We start from the raw sequence: 26,174 nt of genomic DNA, 5'->3' as shown, positions 1-26,174 counted from the left end.
ATTAATGGAAAACAAAAACGTCATCATTTTAGGTTCTTCTAGAAAAAACGGAAACACAACAAAAATTGTGGATGAACTTTCGAAAGAACATAACATTGATGTAGTTAATTTGAGTGATTATAATATTTCATATTACGATTACGAAAGCAAAAATATAGACGATGATTTTTTGCCTCTTATAAGAGGAATTATCGAAAAATACGACACCTTAATTTTTGCAACGCCCATTTATTGGTACAATATGAGCGGAATTATGAAGGTCTTTTTCGACAGGATTTCAGATTTAATCCGAATTGAGAAAGAAACCGGAAGAAAACTTAGAGGGAAGAAAATCGGAGTGATATCCAATTCTCACGATGATGAAACTGACGAAAGTTTTTACATTCCATTTCAAAAATCTGCCGATTATTTAGGCATGGAATATTTAGGACATGCGCATTTTAATGCCAACATCCTAAACCAACAAACAAAAATAGAATTGACATTTATATAAAATAAAAAACAATGTTATCAATAAAAAACCTTCACGCCGCGATTGGTGATAAAGAAATTCTTAAAGGAATTAATATAGAAGTTAAAGCTGGAGAAGTTCACGCGATAATGGGACCAAACGGTTCTGGGAAAAGTACACTTTCTGCTGTTATTGCAGGAAACGAAAATTATGAAGTTACAGATGGAGAGGTTATCCTCGACGGAGAAGATCTTGCTGATTTAGCTCCTGAAGAAAGAGCACATAAAGGTGTTTTTCTTTCTTTTCAATATCCTGTAGAAATTCCTGGAGTTAGCGTTACTAACTTCATGAAAACTGCTATCAACGAAACTCGTAAAGCAAACGGTCAGGAAGAAATGCCAGCAAACGAAATGCTGAAAGTAATTCGTGAGAAATCTGAATTGTTAGAAATCGATCGTAAATTTCTTTCTCGTTCTCTTAATGAAGGTTTTTCTGGAGGAGAGAAAAAAAGAAACGAAATCTTCCAAATGGCAATGTTAGAGCCTAAATTAGCTATCCTTGACGAAACCGATTCTGGTCTTGATATCGATGCTTTAAGAATTGTGGCTAATGGTGTAAACAAATTAAAAAGCGACAAAAACGCTATTATTGTTATCACGCACTACCAACGTTTGTTAGATTATATCGTTCCTGATTTCGTTCACGTTCTTTACAACGGAAGAATCGTAAAATCTGGAGGAAAAGAATTGGCTTATGAGCTTGAGGAAAAAGGATACGATTGGATTAAAGCAGAAAACTAGTTTACAGTTACAGTTTACAGTTTGCAAAAACTCATAACTCATAACTCATAACTTACAACTAAAGAAATGGATTTAAAAGAAAAATTAGTATCGTCTTTTATGGCTTTTGAAGAGCGTGTCGATGTACATTCAGATTTACATGACATACGCACAAATGCTTTAAAAAACTTCGAAAATAAAGGTTTCCCAACCAAAAAAGAAGAAGCTTGGAAATATACATCGCTAAATGCCATCTTAAAAAATGACTTTACGGTTTTTCCAAAGCAAGAAAATGCAATCGAATTCAATCAAGTAAAAAAATACTTTTTACACGAAATTGATACTTACAAATTAGTATTTATCGATGGTGTTTTCAGTTCGCATTTGTCTTCTACAACGCATGACGGAATCGATGTTTGTTTGATGTCATCGGCATTGACTAAACCAAAATATAAAATGGTTATTGATACGTACTTCAATCAAATTGCAAGTAAAGACGACAGCTTGACTTCATTGAATACTGCTTTTGCAATTGAAGGTGCATTTATCAATATTCCGAAGAAAAAAGTAGCCGATAAACCAATTGAGATTATGTATTTCTCAACTGGAAACGAAGCCGCTTTAATGGTTCAGCCAAGAAATTTGGTTATTGTGGGCGAAAATTCACATGTTCAGATTATTGAGCGTCACCAAAGTTTGAACGAAAATCCAGTTTTAACAAACTCTGTTACGGAGATTTTTGCTCAAAAACGTGCAATTGTTGATTATTACAAAATTCAAAACGACAACAGCGAAGCGAATTTAATTGACAATACTTATGTTTCACAACAGCAAGAAAGTCATGCTTATGTACACACTTTCTCATTTGGTGGAAATCTAACTCGTAACAACTTAAACTTTTATCACTTTGGTGAAAGATTGACAAGTACGTTAAACGGAATTTCAATCTTAAATGACAAACAACACGTTGATCATTATACTTTGGTAAACCACGCGCAGCCAAACTGCGAAAGTTTCCAAGATTATAAAGGAATTTTCTCTGATCGTTCGACTGGAGTTTTCAACGGAAAAGTTTTGGTAGAAAAAGAAGCTCAAAAAACAAATGCTTTCCAAAAAAGCAACAATATTTTATTGAGTGATAAAGCTACTATCAACGCAAAACCGCAATTAGAGATTTTCGCAGATGATGTAAAATGTTCTCACGGATGTACTGTTGGACAGCTTGATGAAACAGCAATGTTCTACATGCAATCACGTGGAATTCCGAAAAAAGAAGCTAAAGCTTTATTGATGTACGCATTCTCAAATGCCGTTATCGAAAGCATTAAAATACCAGAATTAAAACAAAGAATTACTAAAATCATTGCCATGAAATTAGGCGTGAATTTAGGATTTGATTTGTAGTCGGGTTTTACCGCAAAGACACAAAGGTTACGCAAAGTTCGCAAAGGTTTATTACAAAACTTTGCGAACTTTGCGCTTTTACCCTTGCGCTCTTTGCGGTTAAATCTTATTTTTTACTGAAGAAATTATATCTTTCAAAAACCCATTAAAGTCAAAACTTTTATCACCTTCTCTTACTCCCATTCTCACAATTACCATATCCAAAGACGGAATAATCGCTACCATTTGCCCTTGATATCCGCTACAATAAAACATATCACGAGGAACATCTGGGAATTTCCCTCCAGCGTTTAACCAAAATTGTGCTCCGTATTTTCCTTCTGAAGTATTGGTTGGAGTTGCAGTATATTTTACCCAGCTTTCGTCTAAAATTTGTTCACCGTTCCAGTTTCCTTTGTGAAGATATAATAATCCAAATTTTGACCAATCTCTTGGCGTTGCCCATCCGTAAGATGAACCTACGAAAGTTCCTGACATATCTTGTTCGACAATCATCGAGTTCATTCCGATTTTATCAATTACGGCGCTGTACCAAAAATCAAGATATTCTTGCTGTGTTTTAAATTGTCTTCTTAAAATCAGAGATAATAAATTGGTTGTTCCAGACGAATAATTCCAATGTGTATTGGGTTTAAATTGTGCTGGTTTATCCAATTGTACTTTTCCCATATCTTCGGCCTGAAAAAGCATTTTTGTAGCATCACAGATTGTACTGTAATTTTCTTCCCATTCTAAACCAGAATTCATGTGAAGCAAATCATTAAGTGTGATGTTTTTACGCTCATCATTTTTCCATTCTGTAACTGGAGCAGGTTTGTAAATATCGATTTTTCCTTGTTTAGCCAAAACGCCAAAAGCCGAACTCGTAATGCTTTTTGTCATTGACCAGCCTAAAATTTTACTGTCTTTATTAAAACCTGTATCGTATTTTTCGGCAATCAACTTATCTTTATACAAAACCACAACAGCCCGAGTTCTTTTGATTTTTCCACCTGTTTTGTCAAAAGCATTATCGACAGCTTTTTTCAATTTCGAATAATCTACATCAGAAAATGCAGTGTCTTTTGGCTCATTATTTCCGTATGGAAAAGGAAGATTGTTTTCTAATTTCGTTCTCTTTGGAAGCAGATATGGTTTTGAAACATCAAAATTATCATTAATCAAAACTGCACCTAAACCTTCACGATAAATTGCTTTTCTTTCCTTTAAACCATAAACATTTGAAGTGGCAAATTTCCCAGCTTCATCAATTGAATTTTTCGCTAAATCAATCATATCGATATCATTGTCGGTTTTTTCAATTAAATCCAACGGACGATTATCTATAAAATGTCCAGATGCGACACTTTTAGCCGAGAAGCCTGAAATCAAATCAAGCTTTGGATAAGTTGTAAATCCGAAATACAAAAAAGCAAGAACCACTGCAAGCAAAAGTACTTTGAGAAATTTTTTCATGATGATTAGATATTTTTACTGCAATATAAATAATTTATGTTCAATATTTTAAGCATCAAATTAGAAAACCGTTTCAGATAATTCAGAAAACTGATTTGATTTTTACGGAATCAGCATTTACGCCCTAAATCAATGGTACCATAAAAGGAAATTATAGAATTACTGTATAAACAAATTTAGTTTTAGTACTTTTGTAAATAGATTTTTTCTAAATAAGACATGCTAGATATTCAAAAAATAAGAGCTGATTTCCCGATACTTTCTCAAACTGTAAACGGAAAGCCATTAGTATATTTCGACAACGGAGCTACTTCTCAAAAACCACAAGTTGTAATTGATGCAGAAGTAAAATATTATCAAGAAATTAATGCCAACATTCACCGTGGCGTTCACACTTTAAGCCAGTTAGCAACTGATGCTTACGAGGTTGCTCGCGGAAAAGTAAAAGACCATATCAACGCAAAACACGCCCACGAAGTTCTTTTTACTTCGGGAACAACACACGGAATTAATTTGGTTTCAAATGGTTTTGCTTCCATTTTAAAACCTGGTGACGAAGTTGTTGTTTCTTCATTAGAACATCACAGTAATATTGTGCCTTGGCAAATGTTATGCGAGAAAACTGGAGCAATTTTAAAAGTTATCCCAATCAATGACAATGGAGAATTAATCATTGAGGAATTTGACAAATTGCTTTCAGACAAAACAAAAATTGTTACCGTAAATCATATTTCAAATGCATTGGGTGTAATTAATCCGATCAAATATATTATCGATAAAGCTCACGCAGTTGGTGCTGCAGTTTTAATTGACGGTGCTCAAGCAGTTTCACATTTAAAACCAAATGTTCAAGAATTAGATTGTGATTTTTATGCTTTTTCAGGGCATAAAATGTGCGGACCAACTGGAACAGGAATTCTTTACGGTAAAGAAGAATGGCTGAACAAACTTCCTCCTTACCAAGGCGGTGGTGAAATGATCAAAGAAGTTACTTTCGAGAAAACAACCTACGCTGATCTTCCTCATAAATTTGAAGCAGGAACGCCAAATATTGCTGGCGGAATTGTTTTAGGAACTGCAATTGATTATTTAAACGAGATCGGTTTTGATAAAATTCATGAATATGAAAATGAATTATTAGAACATGCTACAAAACGTCTTAACGAAATTGAAGGTATCCGAATTTATGGAAACACCAAAAATAAAGCTTCTGTAGTTTCATTTAACATTGATGGAATTCACCCGTATGATGTTGGTTCTATTATAGATAAATTAGGAATTGCCGTTAGAACAGGGCATCATTGTGCGCAACCGATCATGAATTTCTTCTGTATTCCAGGAACAATTCGTGCTTCTTTCTCTTTTTACAACACAAAAGAAGAAATTGATGCAATGGTTGATGCTGTGAAAAAAGCACAAACCATGTTAAGCTAAAAAAGAAACATATGAGAATATTATCACTATTGCTTTTAACTCTTTTTATTGCAACTGGATGTTGCAGTCAAAAAAAGACCGATATGAAATCGACACAAATTGAATACTCCGCTCATTCTAGAGGTTATTTTAAAGTGATAACAGTACAAGACAAAACTGTTTCGGTTATTAAGGAACGTAATGCTGAAGCCGTTAGAAGCAATATTGATGATGCAAAATGGAATAAAATTGTTGATGCGTTTTCAAAAGTAAATTTAGAAGGACTTTCTACTTTAAAAGCACCAACAGACAAACGTACTTACGACGGTGCTGCAATAGGAAATTTAAAAATAGTAAAAGACGGAAAAACGTATGAAACTCCAGGTTTTGATAACGGTTTTCCTCCAAAAGAAATCGAAAAACTAGTTAATTTATTAGTTGACTTTTCTAAAGAATAATTATGACAATAAAAGAAATACAAGACGAAATAATAGATGAGTTTTCAATGTTTGATGACTGGATGCAACGTTATGAATACATCATCGAACTAGGAAAAAGTCTTCCATTAATAAAAGAAGAATACAAAACCGATGATAATTTAATTAAAGGCTGTCAGTCAAAAGTTTGGTTGCAAGGTGAACAAAACGATGATAAGATTGTCTTTACAGCAGATAGCGATGCTATTTTGACAAAAGGAATAATCGCAATTTTAATTCGTGCTTTTTCCAATCAAAAACCAAAAGATATCCTAGAAGCTGATACTGATTTTATCGACGAAATTGGACTAAAAGAACATTTATCTGCAACTCGTGCCAACGGTTTGGTTTCGATGATAAAAAACATCAAAATGTACGCTTTGGCTTTTGATGCAAAAAACAAAAATTAAATTTTAATTAAACCATTAAGAAATTAAGCTTCGTAAAGATGATATGCTTAATTTCCTTAATAGTAAAAAGTAAATTAAGCTTGCTATTTTGACACAAAGCAAAACTTAATTTTCTTAATATCTTAATGGTAAAAACATAAAACACTTAGTGTTCAAAAACAAAAACAATGGAACAAGAAATAGACACAAACGAATTAGGAGAATCAATTGTAAGAGTTTTAAAAGGCATTTACAATCCTGAGATTCCTGTAGATATTTACGAATTAGGATTAATTTACGATGTAATGGTAAATACAGATTACGAAGTAAAAATCCTTATGACGCTTACTTCTCCAAACTGCCCAGTTGCTGAAAGTTTACCAAGGGAAGTAGAAGAAAAAGTGAAAACAATCGAAAACATTAAAGATGTTGACGTTGAAATTACTTTTGATCCGCCTTGGAGCAAAGATTTAATGAGCGAAGAAGCGAAATTAGAATTAGGAATGCTTTAAAAAAAAGTGTTCAGTGTTCAGTCGCAGTTTTCAGTATTAACTTTGGCTAAAAAAACACTTAAAATGTATACAGTTTATAATCTCAATCACAGTTCTCACTGTGACTGAGACTGTGACTGAAAACTAAAAAAAATGGAAGAAATTATCAATAAAGTTGCCAATAGTGCTTTAGAAGTTTTTGATTTGGAGGATTATTATCCAAAAGGAATGCGTGTGCAGATTGACATTTCGCAATGGCTTTTGGAAGGATTTTTATTGAAAGAAAAAGACTTTAGAGAACATCTTAAAAACCACGATTGGTCGCAATATCAAGATCAATATGTGGCTGTGCATTGCAGTACAGACGCTATAATTCCTGCTTGGGCATTAATTTTAGTAAGTGTTCATTTAGCGCCTTTCGCAAAAAAAGTCGTTAACGGATCAATTGAAGATCTTGACGCAAGTCTTTACGAAGAAATTCTAAGTACAATTGATTACTCTGCATACAAAGGCAAACCTGTAATTGTAAAAGGTTGCTCTAGAAAACCCGTTCCTATGAGGGCTTACATTTTGGCAACAACTTATCTGCAGCCATTTGCCAGAAGCATTATGTACGGCGAAGCATGCTCTGCAGTGCCTTTATACAAAGAATCTAAGAAATAACCTGCAATAACAGGATAACATCACTTAACTTTCCATTGGTTTTTAGTATATTTGATAATACACTCTAAACTAAAAACCATGAGAAAGATTCTATCATTGCTCTTCGTTTTAGCAAATCTTACTTTTGTTCAAGCCCAAAACACTGAAAAAGAACTAGCCCAAAACACCGAAAAAGCCGTAAAAAAAATCAATGATACAATTGAAAAAGAAGGCTGGAAAGCAAAAGGAACCGTATCTCTTTTATTAAATCAGTCCAGCTTCAATAACTGGATTGCGGGAGGTGAAGACAGCTTTTCGGGAACACTCGGAATCAATTACGACTTCAATTACAAAAAAGAAGATGTAACCTGGGATAACAAAATACTAGCTTCATACGGTCTTTTACAAACTAAAAATACTGATTTCGGAAAAAAAACGGATGACCGTTTAGAATTTAACTCCATTCTTGGTAAAAGAGCCTTTGGTGAATGGTATTACTCTTATTTCTTAAACTTCAGAACTCAATTTACGACAGGTTATATTTATGGGCAGGATGCCAACGGTAAAGAGATCAGAACTGAACAGACGAAGTTTATGTCGCCAGGATATCTTACCACTGAACCGGTATTTATTGGTCTAAAGATGAAAATCTGAAAATTAACTTCGCACCACTGACTTCAAAATTCACTTTTGTAGACAACGCTTATACAAGCGGCATAGATAGGTTTACTGGTCTGCCTTATGTAGATGGAGATTATTTTGGCGTAGATGAAGGCAAAACCATGCGCTATGAACTGGGTTTTTATGCATCAGTTTATTACAAATTAGCCATTATGACGAATGTAACGGCAGAAAACGCACTTAATTTATATTCTAATTATTTAGAAGATCCTCAAAATGTAGATATCAATTATTCTTTGAATATCATTATGAAAATTAACAAATTCTTATCTGCAAATTTTGCTTTTCAAGCAATATATGATGACAATGCCTTCAGAGGGCTTCAAACCAGACAAGTATTTGGTTTAGGCGTTAATTTTGGATTTTAATAAATCCGTTTTTACAAACATATAAAAAAACGGCTTTGATTATTCAAAAGCCGTTTTTTTATATTCTTACTTATTAAATGATTCAGGTTTTATTCGGACGATTTTATCGTCCTTCATAATAACTAATTCCGTTTTTGATTTCTTTTTGAATTCAATTAATTTATCATAAACTAAATCCATCGCATCTAAAATTTTACTTTGAGTTGCAGATCTTTTATATATTTTCATTATAAATTCTTTTTAGTTTATCGTACTTAATTTCATTTATTATATCAATATCGCTTTCGAGTATTTTTTCTGCCAATAATTCCGGTTTTCCAAATGAATTATCAAAGATCATGACTTCATCAGCTATTGGGATATATATATTAAATAAGTTTAATATTCCATTAATGTATCTTCTCTTAATAACATCTGTTTCTATATTATGTCCACCTTCAGTAACTCTAGTTTTTACCCTTTCAATTGCTAACTCAACATCTTGCAACCAAAAAAACAAAAGAATGACTTTATAACCTTTTTCCTGGGCTAAAGTAATTTTAGATTTATAACTTTTAGTTGCAAGTGTAGTCTCAAAAGCAAATACTTGTCCACTTTCTAAGAGATCATTTATTCTGTGAAGCATTATCCTTCCTGCCTCAAAAGCTACTTTTTCAGGCTGAAACGGAGATAGACCTTTTGCAATCTCATCTGCATTTACAAATTCTCTACAATCTAAAACTTCAGGCAATATAGTAAAAGAAGCAGTAGTTTTACCTGCACCATTACAGCCTGAAATTATATATAAATTCTTACTCATTATAACAAAGATATAAAATATCAATCTTCATTAAATGTTATTTGACATATATTTAGTAAAGTTTAAAACCTCTCATAATAGAACTAAAAAAACGACTTTTGAGAAATCAAAAGTCGTTTATATTTTTATTCTTCTTCATCTTCTTTTTCAACTGCATCCTTATAATCTGGATATAAGAAATTGTTATAAGGAAAACGTGTAATATGAATTTGGCGAACAGCTTCATAAACCGTTTCTCTGAATTCTTCGAAATTCTCTTTATTTCTTGCAGAAATAAATAACGCTTTATTGTGACCAACATTACTCATCCAAGTTTGTTTCCACTCGTCAAGTGTCCAGTGTTTTCTGGTTCTTTCTGTTATCAAATCATCTTCCTCGATAGTTAAATGTTTATAAGCATCGATTTTATTAAAAACCATAATTGTTGGTTTGTCGTTGCTTTTGATCTCTTGCAAAGTCTTGTTTACAGACTCAATATGATCTTCAAAATCTGGATGCGAAATATCTACTACATGCAGCAATAAATCGGCTTCACGAACCTCATCTAGAGTACTTTTAAACGAATCTACCAATTGTGTTGGCAGTTTTCGAATAAATCCAACCGTATCAGAAAGTAAAAAAGGAAGGTTTTTAATCACCACTTTTCTAACTGTTGTATCTAAAGTTGCAAACAATTTATTCTCTACAAAAACATCGCTTTTACCAATTGCATTCATCAAAGTCGATTTCCCAACATTGGTATATCCAACCAAAGCAACACGAACCATTGCACCGCGATTACTGCGCTGAATACTCATTTGCTTGTCGATCGTTTTGATTTTATCTTTCAATAACGAAATTCGGTCACGCACAATACGCCTATCGGTTTCAATCTCTGTTTCTCCAGGTTCACGCATACCAATACCTCCTTTTTGACGTTCAAGGTGCGTCCATAAACCTGAAAGTCTCGGAAGTAAATATTGGCATTGCGCCAATTCTACCTGCGTTCTAGCGTATGAAGTTTCGGCTCTTTGTGCAAAAATGTCTAGAATTAAGTTCGTTCTGTCTAAGATTTTGCAATCAATTATTCTTGAGATATTTTTTTGCTGAGATGGCGTTAGTTCATCATCAAAAATTACAGTAGATATTTTGTTCTCTTTTACAAAAAGATTGATGTCGTCAATTTTTCCTGTTCCAACAAAAGTTTTCGGATTAGGGCGTTCCATTTTCTGCGAAAAACGTTTAATAACCTCACCTCCAGCGGTAAAAGTTAAAAACTCCAATTCGTCTAAATATTCATTTAGTTTTTCTTCACTTTGATTCTGAGTAACAATACCAACGATAACTGTTCTCTCAAAATTTATAACTTCTTTTTCTAACATAGTCTTGAATAAGGTGCAAATTTAATCATTTGTCAGCTACAATCAATTATACAATTTTGTTTTTACGTTTATATTAAGACATTATAATTCAAAAAAAAATGGAACCCGTCAAGATAAACTCAACTAAAGCTCCACTTTTCAAATGAATGGTCTAAGTTTAAAACCTTTATTCGTAAATAAAAGTTTTTTCCGTTTTCACAATTCCGTTTTCTTCTATTTGAGAACAAGAAATTGGGTAATTTAATTTGTTGTATTTGTATTTTCTGCTCACCGCAACTAAAGCTGTAGATGATGGGCTGAAATTCATTTCGTTATTATAAGAAATAGATTCAAACTCAAATTCTTCTTCATGATAAGAAACCATCGGAACAATTACTTTGTAATTATCTCCAAAAAGACTCTGAACGATTAACTGGTCAACCGATTTTTTATCATCATAAGTATATGATTTAGAGATCTTATCTCCTACCAATCCTTTATGTCTTGATACATTATCGTTTACATAAACATATTCTAATTTTCCAATAATAGCTTTATTTCTATCTCGTGAAGTACGTCTTACAATAATTCCGTTTTCAACAAGATATTCAATATCATCTACTAAATTCTGATGGTTGGTACTCTTTTTTGTAGTTACTTTTACCCTTGCTCCTTCGTATACAAACGAAACCACTTTTGTAATGTAATTAGGCCCTTCCTGATATTTTTTCACAAATTTGGTAATATTGTTATCAGCGTTGTAAGTATAGTTGATTACTTCTTTCCAATCGCTTCCCACTTTGTCTTTTACAGTCATATCCAGCAAACCATTTTTGTTGTAATAGAAATGCTGCACAACATCTGAAGTGGTTATGGTTTGAAGCTTACCCTCTTTAAAAACCATTGTTTTGTTAACAATTTCGCCGTCTTTAGAGTTTTGGTAATTTGTTCTTACAATGTTAATCTGCTTTAGTTTAACGTCGTCTTGACTGTGCATCAAGCAAGGAAACACCATCATTAAGATGGCAATAAAGTAGGTTTTCATATTTGTTTTTGTATTGATTTGGGACGACCAAAATACAAAATTCAATTAGATTTTAACGTTTTGAAATACAAAAACTACAAACTTTTCAATAATACTTTAAAAATCAGTAGATTATTTTCATTATTCTAAATTAGTTCTTACTTCTCTCCAAATATCTTTACGTCATCTACCATAAAAGCGCCATTTAATGTTTTATCTTTTCCAGAACCAATATATTTAAATGCAATATGTATATTTCCAGAATAAGCAGAAAGATCGATTCCGCCAGAACTTATAAATTCTCGAGCAGGCGTTGAAAGCGTTGGCACTTTTGCTTCCAGTTTTGTCCATTTTGCTTTGGTCACACTTGCACCGTCAAAATTGGTTGAAACATAAACTTCTAAAGTATTTAAAGGCGAATCTACTTTCAAATCATGCTGTGCACTTCTAAACGAGAGAACAGCATTTTTATACCCTGTAAGATTTATTTTTGGTGAAACTAACCAAGCTATATTCTCAGCCGCAGTTGTGCTTGTGGTATTAAATTCGGCATAACCATTTCCGGCGTAAACCATGCTTTTCCATAATTTAGATGCTTTCTCTACAATATTACTCCAGCCCGGAAGCACAAAATTGACATTGTTTTTAACCGATTGGAAATCTTCTGAAAAAAACGGAGTATTTCTTTTTCCATTCATCACAATATCACTTTCATATCGGACCATAAATTGATAATCAGTTCCAAATTTTGTTAGAATACCTCTTACTTTTCCGCTTCCTTCTGGCACAAAATGATCTGCAAATTTTGCATAAGCGCTGGTTCTAAAAATAATCTGATTTCCTGTTTTATCTCTCAAATACCAATTCGTTGAACCTCCTACATTATTGGATTCTTCAAAATAATGGCGTCCTAATGCTGCCTCTGTAAATTCAACATCATTTAATTCTATCAAAGTATTTAGTTTAGAATCTGAAAGTGCTTCATCTATAGAAAGCGATTTCACCAATTGATTCTCCTCTATAGTTGCACAGGAAGCATTCAGCACATTTCTATATTCGTTTTGAGAAATCCTTCCAATTGTCGGGTCTCCAGCATTGCTCACATACAAACTTCCGATTCTTAAACCACCATAATACAAATCTGTAAATTGATTTTTAAGTTTTACAAACACTTTATTTCCCACTCGATAATCAATGTAAGTATTTGTGGCATCAACTGAAGCACTAAAACCAATAGCAGGTATATTTTCAGTTTCTTTTGTCTGTAATGAAATCGTTTTGAAAAAATTACCGCCTTCATCACTCGATATAACATAAGCTTCTATGATATCATCATATAAATATTGTTTAGCAGTCGTTCCCGAAAGCTCGTATACTTTTGCTACCGATTTGTTTACAGTAAAATTAGGTTGATTACATTTTAATTCTGGCGTTTCAACCTCGTTACTGCAACCATACAGTAACGATATAACAAAAAATAAAATTAGTTTTTTCATGAGGAATAGGTTTATAAACCGATTGTAAGATTTAGAAAATAAGTTCGGCCATAGCCATAATAATATCTTGGTCCAAAAGATGGAGTTCCGCTAGATGCGTCCTGATTTAGTGCTCTAAAATTGGCATTTCTTGCCTGTTCAAAACCACCAGTTTTATACATTAAATCGAAAACATTATTTATGCTGGCAAAAAGCCCCACATATTTTTTATGAATACGCCAAGATTTGCCTCCGCTAAAATTCAGTAACGTAGCAGGATTAAACTTTTCTTGTTTTAACAATTCATTTCCTCTTTCAGATGTTGCTTCAGGAAAAGGAAAACCATTGGCTGGATTGATATAAAATTGAGAAGTACGAGAAATTGGCGAAACATCAATATAGCTTTCTGCCAAATAATTGATGTTGCCTCCAATCCACCAGAACTTTGGATCACGATATTCCAATCCAAAAGAATAGGCCTGTTGTGGAGTTCCTGGCTGTTTGTAGTTCTTTAAATAAGCGCGTCCAAAATCAAAAGACGTTTGCGCTCCTTCTTTCGCTCTATTGGCATCGTTTACAATGATTACATTCGGATTGCTATTGTAGATGTAATTCCCAAATGCTGCAGATAAAGTTGTTTTTACTGTTGGCCAAATCTGATATTCAAAACTTAATTCTGCTCCAATATTTTTCTTATCCAAATTGGTCAAAGTCTGACTTACAAATGCATTGGTTGAATCATAACCCGAACCGTTGTCAAAAATTCCTTCTGCATAGAAATAAGAAGTTTTCGAAGTGTTTTTAATCAAAGAATAATATGCTGTTAAGCGTAATTTGAGTTTTGCCGAACGGTATACATAATTAGCCTCGGCACTACTGATATTTTCACTTTCGATTCCGTCAACGACATTGTTATTTAAACGTGAATTTGAAAACGTATTTCGAAGCGAAGGCGCTCTGGTAAAATGTGCAGCATTAAAATACAACAATTGTTTTCCTGAAATCTTATAGGTGAAACCTCCTTTGAAGCCGAAATTCTCAAAATTTACTTTCTCACTTTTACCTAGCGAATTTGTTGGATACAATCCGTTTTGATATAACCCTTCTCTTTGGTAATCTGACATGGAATAGGATTGTGCCAAGAAGAATTCTGTTTTGTTATAGCTAAATTTAAACTGCGCAAAAACATCTAAAGTATTGGCCAGTAAATTATAATTGTATCCGTAAATATCTCCCTTACCGACCTGACGATTTGGATGCTGTAAATCGGACTGAGAAAGGCTTCCTTTATAAAACGGATCAATATCTTCAAAATAAGCGCCACCAAGAAGATCTAATAAATATTGAAAATTATGCGATTTTAATTTCTTAAAAGTAAATCCGCCATCAAAAGAAATATTGGGAGTTATCTGTGTATTCAGATTTGAGTTTACTGCCAAAGTCCTATCATCTGTTCGGTCTTCATAAAGCACATAACGACTTTGAGCAGGAGAATAACCATTTTGTCCTATTTTTTGATTGGCAAAATACATCTCATCCCAATTTATCTGTGACTGGTCCAGAAATGCCACTTTGTTTTTTTCTGCATTTTCATAATCTGGAGTAAACGCGCCTGAAAATTCGCCTTGATCTTTCGCGTAAAGCGAACTAAAATAGCTTGGCATTTTTTTATAATAAACAGGATCTGGACTATCAGCATTTTGGTAATCGATATTACTGTTTCCAACTTTCCCGAATTGATACATAATGGCTGAATTCAGATTGGTTTTATCATCTATTTTAAAATAATGATTCAGCATAAAGAGCGGCTCTTTTACATTTTTTACTCTTGCATTTCGCTTTTCACCATTCTGAAATCCCCAATACGAGTTGTATTTTTCGCCCATTAAATCAGTAACCTCAGCTGTATTCGCAGAATTCTTTCCGCGAGAATTTGGCGTGTAAAATCCTGTAAAATTGAAAGAATGTCTGTTGTTTAATTTCTTTTCGACACTAAGAAAAAAAGAATCAGCATCGAAATTTGTGCCTTCAAAATACCCTTCATCTGCCCAGCGTTTTCCAGCCGAAACTACAAAAGCCCAACCAGAGGCATTCATTCCTGAAGCATATGTTCCTATTGCCCGCCATAAATAAGTGGTATTGCTTCCCGAAAACGTAAGTGATGTTCCTTTTCTATATAAAGAAGCACGAGTAAAAATCTGTTGTGTTCCTAAAACACCTCCAAAAGTATAATTGGAAGCGGCTGTTCCTACTGAGAATTCCTGATTTCGGAGCACATTGTTTAATCCGCCCCAATTTCCCCATTGTGGTCTGCCATCGTAGATTTTATTCATTGGCATTCCGTTAAGCATCGTGATGGCGTTTTCGCTATCTAAACCGCGAACACGAAATCTAGCTTGACCCCAATTGAATGCCGATGCCTGCATAAAAGCATCTCTTGAAGATTGCAAAAGTCCAGATGTCATTTCTGATGAACTGTTATCATCTGAAAAATCATTATCTGAGAGCGTAATCAATGCAGCCGGGACCTCGTCTGAATAAGTATCTTCTAATTGTAAAATTCCAAGATCAATATCCTGTCCAGAATTAGACTTTACTTTTAAAAGAAAATCTTTGTATCCTTGACTCCTTAGTAAAAGTAGTTGTTCTTTTTTAGGAAATATATGAAGTTCAAATTTCCCTGTTTTTGACGTAAGCTGCATCACGGCTGTGTTCTGGATTGTCACCACTACACTTTCCAACGGATTCTGTGTTCGGGCATCAATAACAATTCCTGTTACCGTAATTTCTTTCTGCGAAAAAGCAAAATTAAAGAACCAAAAAATAAAGAAGACTGCGTAATTTTTTACCATTAAAACCTATTATTAACTTTGAAAATACTCTAGGATTGTAATCCTTAATTCAAAAGATAAAATTGGTTTTTGGAAAAAGAAAATTTCAAACTTCAGAGCTTGAAGTTTGAAATTCAAAAATAAACAAAATATTTAATTATAAGTAAATTCCTTCAATTTTATTTTAATGTAATGAAAGAATAGTTAATAATAGACAATTTTACAAAGGCAAACTATTACGCTTCTGTTCTAATTTTAGAAACCATAAAAGCAATCAGCACTCCAAAAATTCCGATAAAAGCAAAAGAAAACTGCAATCCGAAACTTTGCGCAATATGTCCAATTACTGGTAGCGCATTAAGAACCCTAAGAAACTTACACTCGAAACAATCGTTAAAGCCTCTCCCGCTGGAACTGTCGGATTTTTACCTGCAATACTATATACAGTAGGAACAATCGTTGCAACGCCCAAACCTACAAACATAAAGGCGATTGTACACGGAATGATATAAGGAAGAAAAACAGCTGTAAAAAGCCCAGCTGAAATCATAACACCGCTGATCTGCATAACACGTTCACGCCCAAATTTATTGATTAGTCCGTCGCCAAGAAATCTTCCGCTGGCCATCATAATCATAAAAGAAGTGTAGCCTAAAACCACCAATGCTCCAGGTGCTTTTACAATATCTTTAAAGTAAACGCCGCTCCAGTCGAACATAACGCCTTCGCTGGCCATACTGCAGAATCCTATAACACCTAACCAAAGTAACGCGGTATCTGGTTTTACAAATAGCTTTTTGCCTTCTTCTTTTGGTTTCTTTTTTTCTTTGGCTCTAACCAAAAATTTAAAGTTAAAAGCGACCATCAATAAAACAATTCCGGCTACAATGATAAAATGATGTAGCGGACTTAATTTTAAAGCTAACATTCCCAAACCTACCAATGCACCTGTAAATCCGGCAAAACTCCACATTCCGTGAAAAGAGGACATGATTGTTTTTTTGAACAAAACTTCAGTATAAACCCCCTGCGTATTTACGGCAATATTGGCAAGATTTCCGAACACACCAAACAAAAATAATCCTAAAGATAATTGTAACGATGTTGTCGCCAAACCTAAATTGATTAAGCACAAAACATACATTATTAAAGAGAAAATTAGAATACGATGACTGCCGAATTTGGTTACCATTTTTCCTGAAAATGGCATAACAATTAGCTGTCCAACCGGAAGTGCAAAAAGAATAGAACCTAAATCTCCTTCTGTTAAATGTAAAGCTGTTTTGATATCTGGAATTCTACTAGCCCATGTGGCAAAACTCAAACCCATTCCGAAATAAAACATTCCCACAGCAAAACGAATCCGATTTAAATAGGAAGCTTTGGCTTCTCTAAATACTTTCTTGATTTTGGCTTTGGTTTGAAAAAGCGATAATGGATTAATGTTTAACAGCATATTGAATTTTATTGGAATAGGTTCAAAAATACTAAAAACCCTCGTTAAAGTGCATAAAGGCTAAGGTTATACACAATATACAACGTTATTGTTTATAAATTCAAAGGTTTTGAGTTGAATTCTTATTACTAAAATTACAATTTTTCGGCTTTAGTAGAATTATAATTGGTTTGATTTTTTTATTGAAGCAAAAAAGGAGCATTCTCAAAATTGAAAATGCTCCTTTTTTAAATATTATACTTCTTTGTTCCTACAGAATGTGTTATGATATGCCTATTACCTTTTGCTGGGCATTACTCGCAATTGCAGCTTCTATAACCTGCATTACTTTTACACCTTCGTCTGCGGTAACAGGTTCTGTTTTATTGTTTGCAATAGAATCATAAACGCCATCGAAGAAACTGAAATAATTGCCTTGAAGCGTTGGTATTTTTTCTCGCACAATTTTACCGTCTATTTCGGTGTGTAAAAGTCCCTGTAAACTTTCATCTTCTGTTCCCCAAGACTCTAGGTTTGGTTTTTTACCCACTTTCAATTCGTCTTCCTGAACATCTCCACGAGGTTTTAAGAAAGAACCTTTTTTTCCGTGTAAGGTGTACGCCGGATTAGCTTCTCTCACAAAAAATCCAGCTTTTAGGCGGACTCTGAAATTAGAATAAAACAATGTCAAATCGATCCAGTCGTCTACAACAGAATTTTCTCTCGTTACTCGAATATCTCCAAAGACAGCTTTTGGGCAGCCAAATAAACTTACTGCTTGATCTATAATATGAGGCCCTAAATCTTTTAGAACTCCTGCCCCATCATTGGCAGTTTCTTTATGCGCTTTCGGGCTCAATAATGGATTGTATCTGTCAAAATGAAATTCGGCCTCAACCAAATCTCCCAAAAGACCATCATCGATTACTTTTTTTACGGTTTTAAAATCGCTATCCCATCTTCTGTTCTGGAAAACAGCCAATTTCAATCCTTTTTCTTTCGCGATTTTTGCCAATTCTTTTGCTTCTTCAGCCGTTGTGGTAAATGCTTTTTCTACAACGGCATGTTTCCCCGCCAAAAGCACTTTTTTAGCATATTCGTAATGCGTTCCAACTGGCGTATTCACAATGACCAAATCGACATCATCGTTTAATAATTCGTCTAGCGAAGCATAACTTTTTACGTATGGATAATCTTCCTGAATTAATTTTTTGCTTCTTTCCCAAGAACCTAAAAGTTCAAATCCTTCGTGAATATCTAAAAACGGAGCGTGAAAAACTTTCCCCGACATTCCGTATGATAATAATGCTGTTTTTATCTTTTGCATGTTGTTATGTTTTTTTTTTGCCACAGATTATATGGATTAAAAGGATTTTATGTCTGCCACGACTCGAGCGATAGCGAACTGGCGAAGCAATTACACAAATTTACACAAATCATAATGTTCAAAACCTAAATAAACTTCGTGAAAATTTGTGTAATTCGTGGCGAAAAAAAATAAAAAAAAATCATTTTAATCTGTGTAATCTGTGGCTAATAAAAATATTTAAAGTTTAGCTCTTTCGTATTGTTTTGGCCATTGAATATCGTCGTTTAGTTCTTTAGCAAAATCCAAAGGAAGATTTGGGTTTCTTAAAGATTCTCTGGCAAATAAAATCAGGTCGGCTTGACTGTTATTTAAAATTTCTTCGGCTTGTTTGGCTTCTGTAATTAAACCCACTGCACCTGTAGAAATTCCCGCCTCTTGTTTCACTTTTTCTGCAAATGGAACTTGATAACCTGGCCCTAATGTGATTTTCTGATGCGAAACCAATCCGCCTGACGAAACATCAATTAAATCTACTCCTTTTTCTTTTAATATTTTAGAAAGCTGTACAGATTCTTCTGGATTCCATCCGTTTTCTGCCCAATCTGTTGCCGAAATTCTAACAAACAAAGGCAAATCTGAAGGCCATTCTGATTGGACTGCTTCTACAATTTCTAATGTAAAACGGATTCTATTTTCGAAACTTCCTCCATATTCATCTGTTCTTACATTTGTTAAAGGCGATAAAAATTGGTGCAATAAATATCCGTGAGCCGCATGGATTTCTACAACTTGATATCCTGCTTCTACTACTCTTTTTGTAGCGGTTTTAAAATCGGAGATCACTTTCTGGATTCCGTTTTTATCTAACGCTTCTGGAAGAAAGGGTTCGTTGTCATGATACGGAATCGCACTTGGCGCAACGGTTTGCCATCCGCCTTGAGCGAAATCTAACTTTTTATTTCCCAACCACGGAGCCGAAACACTTGCTTTTCTTCCTGCATGCGCTAACTGAATTCCGGGAATTGAATTTTGAGAAACAATAAAAGCGTTGATTTGTTTTAGTTTTTCGATGTGTTCGTCTTTCCAGATTCCTAAATCGGCTGGAGAAATTCTCGCTTCTGGAGAAACCGCCGTTGCTTCCTGAATAATAAGCCCTGCACCTCCGCTGGCACGGCTTCCTAGATGAACCAAATGCCAATCGTTTGCAAATCCGTCAACGGCAGAATACTGGCACATAGGCGAGATTGCAATTCTATTTTTTAAAGTGATATTTTTTATAGTAAGCGGAGAAAATAATTTCGTTGCCATAAATAATTTCGTTGCCATATACGTGTAACTTTTAGTGATTTTTTACTGCCCATTGAGTAAGGCAGTGTTCAAAAAGTAAAGTTACAGTATCTTGTTAAAACGAGAAATCGAAATGTTTATTAATTAACAAACATTTAAATCAAATTCTGCTTATTCCATAAATTATAATACTCCGTTTTTTGATCCAACAAATCAAAATGATTACCTGACTCCACAATAGAACCATTTTTCATAACCAATATGGTGTCAGCGTTGGCTATTGTGCTCAACCGATGTGCAATGACGATTATAGTTTTTCCTGAGGATTTAAAATTATCAATAACATCTTTCACCATTTTTTCTGAATGAGTATCTAATGATGCAGTCGCTTCATCCATTAATAAGATTTCAGGATTTTTATACAATGCCCTTGCAATGGCAATTCTTTGTTTTTGTCCGCCCGAAAGCATCGCTCCGTTTTCACCAATCTGTGTTTCAAAACCGTTTGGCAATTTTTCGACAAACTCGTGAATTCCAAGTTGCTTTGAAAGCTCCAAAATTCTCTGAATATTAGGAAAAGATTCCCCTAAAGCAATGTTTTCTATAATATTTCCAGAAAACAAATTAAGCTGTTGGGGAATAACACCAACAATTTTTCTTAAACTCTTATAATGAACAAATTGAAGATCAAAATCTCCAATATTAATTTTACCTTCTTTTATTGGGTAAAGATTTTGCAAAAGCGAAATTAAAGTCGTTTTTCCGCTACCACTTTCACCGACAATAGCTGTTGTTTGGTTTTTCTTGAATACAGCATTAAAATTTTTAAAAACTTCGACGCGAGATCCATACCGAAAAGAAACATTTTCAAATTTTATATCTCCCAAATTTTCTTTTGATAATTCAATTTTGTTTTCTGTTTCTTCTCTTTCTAAATCCATGATTTCAAAAAGTCTGTCTGCTGCAATTAGTGCGTTTTGTGCTGTTTTATTCATATTAATTAAGGATGCAACGGGCGATGTAAAATAACCGATTAATGCATAAAAGGAAAACAATTCTCCAGGAGTAATTGCTCTGTCGATTACATAACCTGAACCAATCCACATTAAGATTACAGTAAATATAGATGCCAGAAACTGTGTCGATGTTGTGGCAAAAATGCCATTTAGACCAGATTTATATGTTATGAATAATAGTTTTACAAATTTGTTTTCGGTTTTTAAATTTGAAAACTCTTCAATCCCAAATTCCTTTACAGTTCTAACATGCGTAATGCTTTCAACTAATTGTGTTTGTAATTCTGCAGCATTCTCCATTATATTTCTTTCAACTTTTTTGTTGAATTTATTTAGCAGAAAATAAACTAAAACATAAAATGGAATAACTAGAATAATAACCAAAGCCAATTTCCAATAATAGGTAAACATTAATGCAAATGAAAAGACAACAATAAAAATATTTACAATCATTTCGATTGCGGTTTCATTTATAAAGGATCGTATTTTTACAGCATCATTTATTCTAGAGGTGATTTCTCCTATTTGCATGGTATCAAAAAACCGCTGTGGCAGATGAAGCAAATGTTTATAATACCCTAAAATTAATTTAGCATCGATTAACTGACCTGTCTTCATCACAAAAATACTCTTCTTTGACCCAATATAAGCTTGAAGCAGAATAATTGCGACCATGGAAACACTTAATAAATTAAGCAGATTTCTATTGCCATCAACTAAAACATAATCTGTTATTTTTTGAATATAGATAGACATAGCCAATCCTAAAACTGTAAATACTATAGCGCCAATTAATGCTTGAATTAATATAGTTTTGTGTGGCTGAATTAAATTCCAAAACCTTTTTATAGGTGACGTTTTTTCATCTACTATTTTAAAATCATCATTTGGTGCAAAAAGAATTAAAACACTTGTCCATATTTTTTGAAACTCTTCAAAAGTGTATGTTCCCATTTTGCCAAAACCTGGATCCATAACCGTAATTGTAGATTTTTCAACTTTGTAAATAACTACATAATGTTGCAATTGCTCTTTTACAATAATATGGGCAATAGCAGGAAGCGGTATTTTATCTAAAGAGTCTAAACCTCCTTTTACTCCTTTTGCTGTAAAACCCATTTTTTCGGCAGCTTCAATTATTCCAAGAACATTCGTGCCTCGCTTATCTGTGTTGGCATACTGACGAATTCTCGCTATTGGAAGATTAACTTTGAAATGGTTTCCAATAGATGCCAAACAAGCAGCGCCACAATCTTTAATATCATGTTGTTTTATTTTTATTGAAGCCATTTAATTTTAAGCTGATAGTTGTTTTGGGTTTAGCCAATTGTCTATTTTGTCAAATAGCAAATCGAATAAACTTCGGCGTGTAATTATATATCTCGTAGTTAAGGTCATTCCTTTTGAAACATCAGTCTTATAACCTGATTTTAAATGTAAAGTTTTAGAATCTAATGCACAGCGAACTTTAAAAAAAGCTTGCTCTCCCTGCATTGTTATATTTTGGTCAATATCAATTACTTTCCCTTCCAATAACCCCCATTGATTATAATTAAAAGCATCTATTTGAAATTTTACTTTTTGATTTTTCTTAATCAAACCAATATCGTTTGGAGAAACATTATTCTCAACAATAAGATGATCTGGAGAAGAAATTGTTGCAATAGATTGCGATACGTTTATAAAAGAACCTTTTTGAATTCCTGAAAAGTTTTCTATAGTTCCAGAAATGGGAGCCAAAACGAAATAATTATTGGCCTCAACGTTTATTTTAGCAACAGTTCCATTAAGATTTTTCAATCGTTCTTCTAAATCTCTTTTCTGATTTTCCCATGTTGATTTTTGCTGACTTATAAAACTTTGCAATGCTTGTTTGGCTAAGCGTAACTCATATTCATATTTTTCAAAATCTGCTTTTGCGATAATATCTTTATCGTACAAAATCTTATTTCGGTCATAATTTATCTGAGCGTGAGAAATTTTGCTTTGCAGTTCATTTTTTCCAGATTGAAATTTAAATAAATCTTCACGCGCTGTGGATGTCTGCAATTGTGATGGCTTATTTTGTAAAAGATTTGAAATATCACTTAACAACAACAAAACAGAGCTTGACAATGTATCTTGGGTTCTTTTATCGCTTTCCAAATTTTCTTTAGAGATCTTTAAAAGTGTATCTCCTTTTTTTACAAAAACATTATTTTTTAATGCTATACAATTTATCCTTCCACTTACAATTGTTGTAACAGGAACATTATCTATCTTACTTCGAATTATTCCTCTACTCTGACTGCTTATATCTAATTTAATTACTGGCAATAACCCCAATAAAGTGATAACAGCAAGAAGAATTATCAAATAAATTGAAAAGCTTTTTGTTTTGTTTTTTGCAATAAGATTTTCGAGAGTGTTTATAGGGTCTGAACTGAAGTCCATAGGTTATTTACTATAAAGAAGAATGTTTTTAGTCAAAACAATTATTAAAACTGCTTATAAATCTAATTATAAGCAGTTCTAGATAAAATTTAAATTCCTTGACGACTATGCGCAGTAATGTCGCTTTGATCAAGAAATCTATTAAACGAATTCCACATCATATGCGCCCCAACTCCTAATTCATAAAAAAAACCACCTCCATCAATGTTTTCTATTTCAAGGTCATTTAATTCTACTAAATTTAATTCAGTGCAATCCATAATAATAAAGTTTTAGTTAAAAAATAAAGCAAGTGTTAAAATAATTAAATTATATAAAGAATGAATTATGACAGCATTTAGAAAAAAAGTTTTTAATCGAACCGCTGTGAGTATTAATCCTACTACAAGTTGTGGTAGGAAAAGAAATATTTTAGAAAAAACAGGGAGTGAGTTTAGTTGTTCTTCTTGATAGTTAGCAAAATGCAGTGAAACAAAAGTAACAATAGATAAAACTATAATTATGTTTTTCGTTAAACAATCTGGCATTACTAATTTCTTGTCAAACTGATATAGCAATATTGCCCCAATATACAAAAGACACATAATTCTAAGAAAAAACAAACTTGCTGATAGAAATAAAAACACGCAAAGTGTAATACTACTTAGATAATGATTATTCTTTTTTAAAGGAAGTCTAAAAACTATTTCTTCCAGAATAGGAGCAATTAATACAATACCAATACTACCCAAAAAAATATTCTTAAAAAAACTTTCCTCTACTTTACTGCTTGTCGGTTCATCGATACTCAAAATGAATTTTAAAATCTCAGTTACTATCCCAACTATAACAACTACGGATAAGCACTTAAGAATATAAAAAATATTTTTTTTTTCAAAAACGTTGTTCTGCAATTCATTCATTTTTATTCTACCAGCTTCCAGTAGATACTCTGCTATAAGACTCTACCGAATTCCACCCAGCTCCAAAATCACTAAACGCATCATATATTGAAGCTACTTCTAATATTCTTCTAAAAATATTACCCCCTTCAACTTGTTCTATTTCTAGAACATTAAGTTCTACTAAATTTAAATTTTCTAATTCCATAATTTTTAATTTTAAAAATGTTAATTAATAAATCCAACAAAAATCATTTTCTCGAGAAACAATTTGTTATAGCAAACTTATCAGAGTTCCGTCCAATAAACTTGGACGGAACTCTGAATTGTCTGTTTTATTTTCAAAACAGTTGCTTCTTCTTTACTTCCTTGATGAATAGATATTCTTCTTTCTTGCTCGATCAATTTATTTCATTTTAATCTATGATCATAAAACCAACTTTGCTCTTATGATCTAATAATTTATGATTTAAACCTACTTTGAATATTAAATAAGCATAGATAAAATCTCCGACTGCACCTAAAGTCATGGAAAAGCCTATAAATAAAAAAGTCAAATTATTATAAAGAAATCCATAAATTGAAGGCAATAATCCAAGAATAAAAAATGGCGCAAGTGCAACAACTAACATCTTCTTGGATTCTAACGGTTCTATACAATTTGCAAAAGGCATTAAATATTTCTTAATGAAACCAAATTTTACCGATTGCCATCCTTTTTTTGAAAAAAGCGCCATAAAAATCCCATGTATAATTTCATGCACAAGTATACCTACGCAAATAATTAAATTGGGAACCAATAAAATTAAAAGTACATTTAGTTTTTTATTATCAAAAAACTGAAATGTTTGCTTTACTACTTTCAAATTCGCTGTAAAAATCTCATTCCATGTCAAATACAAAACAAATAGGAAAAGCAAAACAATCGGAACACTTATTAGCATTCCTAAAATTTGTACTTTTTTAGAATCAATAGAGATTTCTTTCATTTTCTATGATTTTATAATTTCTAGCAACTCCTGTGGAATTTTCAATTTTTTCTAATGATATTAATCTTTTTAGTCGTTCTGATTAATTTGAGTTCAATTTATTTCAATTTTGTATCTATAAAATGAAACTCTCATTATTTTGTTTTTTGCAATAAGATTTTCTAGAATGCTTATGGGTCTGAGTCAAATTGCACAATTTTTTAAAGCTTAAAAAATGTTTTTTATGCTAAAACAAACACTACAATAACTTTTAACTATTATAGTGTTTGCGTAATTTTAATAATGTTCTAATTAAAAAGATAATGACATACTCTACCTATTATATAGCCCAAAACATATAATACAAATGATATATAAATAATATACTGAATCACGTAAATTTTTGTTTTTGTCATAGTATATTTATAAGTGATTATTAATCATTATATCCAACATAAATCCCTGTACAAAGCAGACCAATACCTAAGCCTCCTGCCCAACCCCAAAGCAACCATTCCGCTTTACCACCTTCAACATTAACTAGTTCATCGCTTGTAAGAGATACTAAACTAATTTCCTCAGAAATATCAAATAAATTTTCCATAATAATTACAATTTAATTTTTTTATTAGATTAACTATTCTCTAAATGATGAGCAACTCTACCAATAACATATCCAGTGCCATAAATACCACCACATATAGCCATAAGTAATGGAATTATTCCTCCTTCAACTTCTTGGATTTCCTGAACATTAAGTTCAACTAAATTCAATTCTTCTAAATTCATAACTTTAAAATTTAAATGGTTAATTAATAAGTTTTAAC

General features: G+C 32.8%; 26 protein-coding genes and 1 pseudogene. 9 read left to right on the top strand and 18 right to left on the bottom strand.

Annotated features, from left to right (window positions below):
• The first annotated feature begins 4 nt into the window (after nt 1–4).
• The 3 genes from ACPWTF_RS13645 (at nt 5) to sufD (ending at nt 2,634) form a co-directional block, all read left to right on the top strand.
• Nucleotides 5–493, top strand: coding sequence for a flavodoxin family protein (locus ACPWTF_RS13645; RefSeq protein WP_427871557.1), 489 nt, complete (start codon nt 5–7; stop codon nt 491–493).
• An 11-nt stretch (nt 494–504) separates the two neighbouring features.
• On the top strand, nt 505–1,251 hold the full coding sequence (sufC, locus tag ACPWTF_RS13640; RefSeq protein WP_008466070.1) for a Fe-S cluster assembly ATPase SufC: 747 nt from the start codon (nt 505–507) through the stop codon (nt 1,249–1,251).
• A 66-nt stretch (nt 1,252–1,317) separates the two neighbouring features.
• Nucleotides 1,318–2,634 carry a Fe-S cluster assembly protein SufD gene (gene sufD, locus ACPWTF_RS13635; protein WP_095929604.1) on the top strand — a complete coding sequence of 439 codons (1,317 nt, stop codon included), beginning with the start codon at nt 1,318–1,320 and terminating at the stop codon, nt 2,632–2,634.
• A gap of 99 nt (nt 2,635–2,733) precedes the next feature.
• Here sufD and ACPWTF_RS13630 read toward each other — a convergent pair whose 3' ends face one another.
• Nucleotides 2,734–4,089 carry a serine hydrolase domain-containing protein gene (locus tag ACPWTF_RS13630; protein ID WP_427871554.1) on the bottom strand — a complete coding sequence of 452 codons (1,356 nt, stop codon included), beginning with the start codon at nt 4,087–4,089 and terminating at the stop codon, nt 2,734–2,736.
• 219 nt (nt 4,090–4,308) lie between these two features.
• On the opposite strand from ACPWTF_RS13630, the gene ACPWTF_RS13625 reads away from it, so the two are divergent.
• The 6 genes and pseudogenes from ACPWTF_RS13625 (at nt 4,309) to ACPWTF_RS13600 (ending at nt 8,549) form a co-directional block, all read left to right on the top strand.
• Nucleotides 4,309–5,523, top strand: a complete 1,215-nt coding sequence (locus ACPWTF_RS13625) for an aminotransferase class V-fold PLP-dependent enzyme (RefSeq protein ID WP_427871552.1) — start codon at nt 4,309–4,311, stop codon at nt 5,521–5,523.
• Nucleotides 5,524–5,534: 11 nt separating this feature from the next.
• On the top strand, nt 5,535–5,960 hold the full coding sequence (locus ACPWTF_RS13620) for a hypothetical protein (RefSeq protein WP_427871550.1): 426 nt from the start codon (nt 5,535–5,537) through the stop codon (nt 5,958–5,960).
• 2 nt (nt 5,961–5,962) lie between these two features.
• The gene (locus tag ACPWTF_RS13615; protein ID WP_427871548.1) at nt 5,963–6,388 is read left to right on the top strand and encodes a SufE family protein; all 426 of its coding nucleotides are present in this window, start codon (nt 5,963–5,965) and stop codon (nt 6,386–6,388) included.
• A gap of 167 nt (nt 6,389–6,555) precedes the next feature.
• Entirely contained in the window at nt 6,556–6,879 is a 324-nt protein-coding gene (locus ACPWTF_RS13610) for an iron-sulfur cluster assembly protein (RefSeq protein ID WP_427871546.1), read from the top strand.
• A gap of 132 nt (nt 6,880–7,011) precedes the next feature.
• Nucleotides 7,012–7,521, top strand: coding sequence for a DUF2480 family protein (locus ACPWTF_RS13605; protein ID WP_427871544.1), 510 nt, complete (start codon nt 7,012–7,014; stop codon nt 7,519–7,521).
• 78 nt (nt 7,522–7,599) lie between these two features.
• Nucleotides 7,600–8,549: pseudogene (locus ACPWTF_RS13600) on the top strand (DUF3078 domain-containing protein).
• Nucleotides 8,550–8,615: 66 nt separating this feature from the next.
• Here ACPWTF_RS13600 and ACPWTF_RS13595 read toward each other — a convergent pair.
• The 17 genes from ACPWTF_RS13595 to ACPWTF_RS13515 all read right to left on the bottom strand — a co-directional run bounded on the left by ACPWTF_RS13595 (nt 8,616) and on the right by ACPWTF_RS13515 (nt 26,136).
• A complete protein-coding gene (locus ACPWTF_RS13595; protein ID WP_427871542.1) occupies nt 8,616–8,777 on the bottom strand; it encodes a hypothetical protein in 162 nt (53 codons plus the stop codon).
• On the bottom strand, nt 8,764–9,348 hold the full coding sequence (locus tag ACPWTF_RS13590) for a zeta toxin family protein (protein ID WP_427871540.1): 585 nt from the start codon (nt 9,346–9,348) through the stop codon (nt 8,764–8,766). The genes ACPWTF_RS13595 and ACPWTF_RS13590 overlap by 14 nt, the downstream gene beginning before the upstream one ends.
• A 125-nt stretch (nt 9,349–9,473) precedes the next feature.
• A complete protein-coding gene (gene hflX, locus ACPWTF_RS13585) occupies nt 9,474–10,709 on the bottom strand; it encodes a GTPase HflX (RefSeq protein ID WP_427871539.1) in 1,236 nt (411 codons plus the stop codon).
• Nucleotides 10,710–10,875: 166 nt separating this feature from the next.
• Nucleotides 10,876–11,733, bottom strand: coding sequence for a hypothetical protein (locus ACPWTF_RS13580; protein ID WP_427871537.1), 858 nt, complete (start codon nt 11,731–11,733; stop codon nt 10,876–10,878).
• A gap of 137 nt (nt 11,734–11,870) precedes the next feature.
• Nucleotides 11,871–13,208 (bottom strand): DUF5689 domain-containing protein, encoded by a 1,338-nt coding sequence (locus ACPWTF_RS13575; RefSeq protein ID WP_427871535.1) that lies wholly within the window; start codon nt 13,206–13,208, stop codon nt 11,871–11,873.
• A gap of 11 nt (nt 13,209–13,219) precedes the next feature.
• A complete protein-coding gene (locus ACPWTF_RS13570) occupies nt 13,220–16,039 on the bottom strand; it encodes a carboxypeptidase-like regulatory domain-containing protein (RefSeq protein ID WP_427871534.1) in 2,820 nt (939 codons plus the stop codon).
• A 322-nt stretch (nt 16,040–16,361) separates the two neighbouring features.
• The gene (locus tag ACPWTF_RS13565) at nt 16,362–17,474 is read right to left on the bottom strand and encodes an MFS transporter (RefSeq protein WP_427871532.1); all 1,113 of its coding nucleotides are present in this window, start codon (nt 17,472–17,474) and stop codon (nt 16,362–16,364) included.
• A gap of 262 nt (nt 17,475–17,736) precedes the next feature.
• Nucleotides 17,737–18,780 (bottom strand): Gfo/Idh/MocA family oxidoreductase, encoded by a 1,044-nt coding sequence (locus tag ACPWTF_RS13560; protein ID WP_427871530.1) that lies wholly within the window; start codon nt 18,778–18,780, stop codon nt 17,737–17,739.
• Nucleotides 18,781–18,999: 219 nt separating this feature from the next.
• On the bottom strand, nt 19,000–20,070 hold the full coding sequence (locus tag ACPWTF_RS13555; protein WP_427875757.1) for an NADH:flavin oxidoreductase/NADH oxidase: 1,071 nt from the start codon (nt 20,068–20,070) through the stop codon (nt 19,000–19,002).
• Between the two features lie 134 nt (nt 20,071–20,204).
• Nucleotides 20,205–22,355, bottom strand: coding sequence for a peptidase domain-containing ABC transporter (locus tag ACPWTF_RS13550; RefSeq protein WP_427871528.1), 2,151 nt, complete (start codon nt 22,353–22,355; stop codon nt 20,205–20,207).
• A 6-nt stretch (nt 22,356–22,361) separates the two neighbouring features.
• Nucleotides 22,362–23,420 carry an HlyD family secretion protein gene (locus ACPWTF_RS13545; RefSeq protein ID WP_427871527.1) on the bottom strand — a complete coding sequence of 353 codons (1,059 nt, stop codon included), beginning with the start codon at nt 23,418–23,420 and terminating at the stop codon, nt 22,362–22,364.
• Between the two features lie 167 nt (nt 23,421–23,587).
• A complete protein-coding gene (locus ACPWTF_RS13540) occupies nt 23,588–23,758 on the bottom strand; it encodes a hypothetical protein (RefSeq protein ID WP_427871525.1) in 171 nt (56 codons plus the stop codon).
• Nucleotides 23,759–23,770: 12 nt separating this feature from the next.
• Nucleotides 23,771–24,400, bottom strand: coding sequence for a CPBP family glutamic-type intramembrane protease (locus ACPWTF_RS13535; RefSeq protein ID WP_427871524.1), 630 nt, complete (start codon nt 24,398–24,400; stop codon nt 23,771–23,773).
• A gap of 7 nt (nt 24,401–24,407) precedes the next feature.
• The gene (locus ACPWTF_RS13530) at nt 24,408–24,587 is read right to left on the bottom strand and encodes a bacteriocin (protein WP_427871522.1); all 180 of its coding nucleotides are present in this window, start codon (nt 24,585–24,587) and stop codon (nt 24,408–24,410) included.
• A gap of 208 nt (nt 24,588–24,795) precedes the next feature.
• Nucleotides 24,796–25,368: a DUF3267 domain-containing protein gene (locus tag ACPWTF_RS13525; RefSeq protein ID WP_427871520.1), complete on the bottom strand. Its 573-nt coding sequence runs from the start codon at nt 25,366–25,368 to the stop codon at nt 24,796–24,798.
• A gap of 415 nt (nt 25,369–25,783) precedes the next feature.
• Nucleotides 25,784–25,951 (bottom strand): class IIb bacteriocin, lactobin A/cerein 7B family, encoded by a 168-nt coding sequence (locus ACPWTF_RS13520; protein WP_427871519.1) that lies wholly within the window; start codon nt 25,949–25,951, stop codon nt 25,784–25,786.
• Nucleotides 25,952–25,980: 29 nt separating this feature from the next.
• The gene (locus ACPWTF_RS13515; RefSeq protein ID WP_427871517.1) at nt 25,981–26,136 is read right to left on the bottom strand and encodes a class IIb bacteriocin, lactobin A/cerein 7B family; all 156 of its coding nucleotides are present in this window, start codon (nt 26,134–26,136) and stop codon (nt 25,981–25,983) included.
• Nucleotides 26,137–26,174 lie beyond the last annotated feature (38 nt).

Origin of the sequence: Flavobacterium sp. MMS24-S5, assembly GCF_050320125.1 — a bacterium.
GTDB lineage: Bacteria > Bacteroidota > Bacteroidia > Flavobacteriales > Flavobacteriaceae > Flavobacterium > Flavobacterium tyrosinilyticum.
This window is presented reverse-complemented; position numbering and strand designations above follow the sequence as displayed.

Coding starts and splice junctions, on each gene's coding strand:
- ACPWTF_RS13515 (WP_427871517.1), bottom strand. CDS start 26,136: ATGAATTTAGAAGAATTGAATTTAGTTGAACTTAATGTTCAGGAAATC.
- ACPWTF_RS13570 (WP_427871534.1), bottom strand. CDS start 16,039: ATGGTAAAAAATTACGCAGTCTTCTTTATTTTTTGGTTCTTTAATTTT.
- ACPWTF_RS13645 (WP_427871557.1), top strand. CDS start 5: ATGGAAAACAAAAACGTCATCATTTTAGGTTCTTCTAGAAAAAACGGA.
- ACPWTF_RS13620 (WP_427871550.1), top strand. CDS start 5,535: ATGAGAATATTATCACTATTGCTTTTAACTCTTTTTATTGCAACTGGA.
- ACPWTF_RS13540 (WP_427871525.1), bottom strand. CDS start 23,758: ATGGATTGCACTGAATTAAATTTAGTAGAATTAAATGACCTTGAAATA.
- ACPWTF_RS13605 (WP_427871544.1), top strand. CDS start 7,012: ATGGAAGAAATTATCAATAAAGTTGCCAATAGTGCTTTAGAAGTTTTT.
- ACPWTF_RS13580 (WP_427871537.1), bottom strand. CDS start 11,733: ATGAAAACCTACTTTATTGCCATCTTAATGATGGTGTTTCCTTGCTTG.
- ACPWTF_RS13615 (WP_427871548.1), top strand. CDS start 5,963: ATGACAATAAAAGAAATACAAGACGAAATAATAGATGAGTTTTCAATG.
- ACPWTF_RS13550 (WP_427871528.1), bottom strand. CDS start 22,355: ATGGCTTCAATAAAAATAAAACAACATGATATTAAAGATTGTGGCGCT.
- ACPWTF_RS13535 (WP_427871524.1), bottom strand. CDS start 24,400: ATGAATGAATTGCAGAACAACGTTTTTGAAAAAAAAAATATTTTTTAT.
- ACPWTF_RS13625 (WP_427871552.1), top strand. CDS start 4,309: ATGCTAGATATTCAAAAAATAAGAGCTGATTTCCCGATACTTTCTCAA.
- ACPWTF_RS13530 (WP_427871522.1), bottom strand. CDS start 24,587: ATGGAATTAGAAAATTTAAATTTAGTAGAACTTAATGTTCTAGAAATA.
- ACPWTF_RS13520 (WP_427871519.1), bottom strand. CDS start 25,951: ATGGAAAATTTATTTGATATTTCTGAGGAAATTAGTTTAGTATCTCTT.
- sufD (WP_095929604.1), top strand. CDS start 1,318: ATGGATTTAAAAGAAAAATTAGTATCGTCTTTTATGGCTTTTGAAGAG.
- sufC (WP_008466070.1), top strand. CDS start 505: ATGTTATCAATAAAAAACCTTCACGCCGCGATTGGTGATAAAGAAATT.
- hflX (WP_427871539.1), bottom strand. CDS start 10,709: ATGTTAGAAAAAGAAGTTATAAATTTTGAGAGAACAGTTATCGTTGGT.
- ACPWTF_RS13575 (WP_427871535.1), bottom strand. CDS start 13,208: ATGAAAAAACTAATTTTATTTTTTGTTATATCGTTACTGTATGGTTGC.
- ACPWTF_RS13595 (WP_427871542.1), bottom strand. CDS start 8,777: ATGAAAATATATAAAAGATCTGCAACTCAAAGTAAAATTTTAGATGCG.
- ACPWTF_RS13610 (WP_427871546.1), top strand. CDS start 6,556: ATGGAACAAGAAATAGACACAAACGAATTAGGAGAATCAATTGTAAGA.
- ACPWTF_RS13555 (WP_427875757.1), bottom strand. CDS start 20,070: ATGGCAACGAAATTATTTTCTCCGCTTACTATAAAAAATATCACTTTA.
- ACPWTF_RS13525 (WP_427871520.1), bottom strand. CDS start 25,368: ATGAAAGAAATCTCTATTGATTCTAAAAAAGTACAAATTTTAGGAATG.
- ACPWTF_RS13560 (WP_427871530.1), bottom strand. CDS start 18,780: ATGCAAAAGATAAAAACAGCATTATTATCATACGGAATGTCGGGGAAA.
- ACPWTF_RS13630 (WP_427871554.1), bottom strand. CDS start 4,089: ATGAAAAAATTTCTCAAAGTACTTTTGCTTGCAGTGGTTCTTGCTTTT.
- ACPWTF_RS13590 (WP_427871540.1), bottom strand. CDS start 9,348: ATGAGTAAGAATTTATATATAATTTCAGGCTGTAATGGTGCAGGTAAA.
- ACPWTF_RS13565 (WP_427871532.1), bottom strand. CDS start 17,474: ATGCTGTTAAACATTAATCCATTATCGCTTTTTCAAACCAAAGCCAAA.